General features: G+C 68.7%; 1 protein-coding gene and 2 pseudogenes. All 3 read left to right on the forward strand.

The genetic code is table 11. The features are described from left to right. Nucleotides 1-794, forward strand: a pseudogene (locus ACFE86_RS22595) (F0F1 ATP synthase subunit alpha); the annotation flags it as partial. Between the two features lie 70 nt (nucleotides 795-864). Next, the gene (locus tag ACFE86_RS22600; RefSeq protein WP_375457544.1) at nucleotides 865-1,752 is read left to right on the forward strand and encodes a F0F1 ATP synthase subunit gamma; all 888 of its coding nucleotides are present in this window, start codon (nucleotides 865-867) and stop codon (nucleotides 1,750-1,752) included. Nucleotides 1,753-1,790: 38 nt separating this feature from the next. Next, nucleotides 1,791-2,005: pseudogene (locus tag ACFE86_RS22605) on the forward strand (F0F1 ATP synthase subunit beta); the annotation flags it as partial.

Below are 2,005 nucleotides of genomic sequence, written 5' to 3' on the forward strand. Positions count from 1 at the left end.
CGTTCGCCGGCTGCGCCATGGGCGAGTATTTCCGCGACAACGGCATGCACGCCGTCATCGTGTACGACGACCTGTCCAAGCAGGCGGTGGCCTACCGCCAGATGTCGCTGCTGCTGCGCCGCCCGCCCGGCCGCGAAGCCTATCCCGGCGACGTGTTCTACCTGCACTCGCGCCTGCTGGAGCGCGCCGCCAAGATGGGCGACGCGGCGGGCAACGGCTCGCTCACCGCGCTGCCGATCATCGAGACCCAGGCCAACGACGTCTCGGCCTACATCCCGACCAACGTGATCTCGATCACCGACGGCCAGATCTTCCTGGAGACCGACCTGTTCTACCAGGGCATCCGCCCGGCGGTGAATGTCGGCCTCTCGGTCTCGCGCGTGGGCTCCTCGGCCCAGACCAAGGCGATGAAGAAGGTCGCCGGCAAGATCAAGGGCGAGCTCGCCCAGTACCGCGAGATGGCGGCCTTCGCGCAGTTCGGCTCCGACCTCGACGCCTCCACCCAGCAGCTCCTCAACCGCGGCTCGCGGCTGACCGAGCTCCTGAAGCAGCCGCAATTCTCGCCGCTGAAGATGGAGGAGCAGGTCGCGGTGATCTACGCCGGCGTCAACGGCTACCTCGACAAGCTGCCGGTGGCCAAGGTCCGCCCGTTCGAGGAGGCGCTGCTCGCGACGCTGCGCTCCAAGCACGCCGACCTGCTGGGCGCCATCCGCGACTCGAAGGACCTGTCGGACGACAGCGCGGGCAAGCTCAAGGGCGTCGTCGAGGGCGTCGCCAAGTCGCTCGCCGCCTGATCGGCCCGCGCCGATCGAGAAGCCTTCGGGCGCCCGGCCGTGAACAGGCCCTGAAAGACCGGACCACCCGATGGCGAGTTTGAAGGATCTGCGCAACCGCATCACCTCGGTGAAGGCGACGCAGAAGATCACCAAGGCGATGCAGATGGTCGCCGCGGCCAAGCTGCGGCGCGCCCAGCTGGCGGCGGAAGCCGGCCGGCCCTACGCCGAGAAGATGGCGTCCGTGCTCGGCAACCTCGCGGGCAACCTCGTGGGCGGTGTCGGCGCCCCGAAGCTGCTCGCCGGCACCGGCAAGGATCAGACGCACCTGCTCGTCGTCTGCACCGGCGACCGCGGCCTGTGCGGCGCCTTCAATTCCTCGATCGCGCGTCTCGCCCGCGCCCACGCCGACCGGCTCACGGCCGAGGGCAAGACCGTCACGATGATGACGGTCGGCAAGAAGGGCCTCGATGTCCTGCGCCGGCAGTTCCGCGAGCAGATCGTCGCGTCGCGGGACATCCGCGGCAACCGCCCGGTGGACTACCCCTTCGCCGCCGAGATCGCCGAGACGATCCTGGCGCGCTACGAGGCCGGCGAATTCGACGTAGCGACCTTGTTCTTCTCCGAGTTCCGCTCGGTGATCTCGCAGATCCCCACGGCCCAGCGCCTGATCCCGGCCGAGTTGCCGGAGGGGGCCGCGAGCACCACCGGCGCGCCCGCCGACTCGGCGCTCGAATTCGAGCCGAGCGAGGAGGCGATCCTCGAGACGCTGCTGCCGCGCAACCTCACGGTGCAGGTCTACCGCGCGCTCCTGGAGAACGCCGCCTCGGAGCAGGGCGCGCGCATGAGCGCGATGGATTCCGCCACCCGCAACGCCGGCGAGATGATCAAGAAGCAGACGCTGATCTACAACCGCACGCGTCAGGCGATGATCACCAAGGAACTGATCGAAATCATCTCGGGCGCCGAGGCGCTCTAAGCGCTTCCGGGCGCACAGCTTTCAAGGGCACGTGAATCATGGCAAACACCGCTTCCCCCGGCGCCGGCTCCAACAAGGTCGGCAAGATCACCCAGGTGATCGGCCCCGTCGTCGACGTGCAGTTCGACGGCCACCTGCCGGAGATCCTGAACGCGCTGGAGACCCGCAACAACGGCGCCCGCCTCGTCCTGGAGGTCGCGGCCCAGCTCGGCGAGAGCACCGTGCGCTGCATCGCCATGGACACCTCCGAGGG

The sequence above is a fragment of the uncultured Methylobacterium sp. genome (assembly GCF_964244095.1).
In the GTDB taxonomy this organism is placed as follows: Bacteria; Pseudomonadota; Alphaproteobacteria; order Rhizobiales; family Beijerinckiaceae; genus Methylobacterium.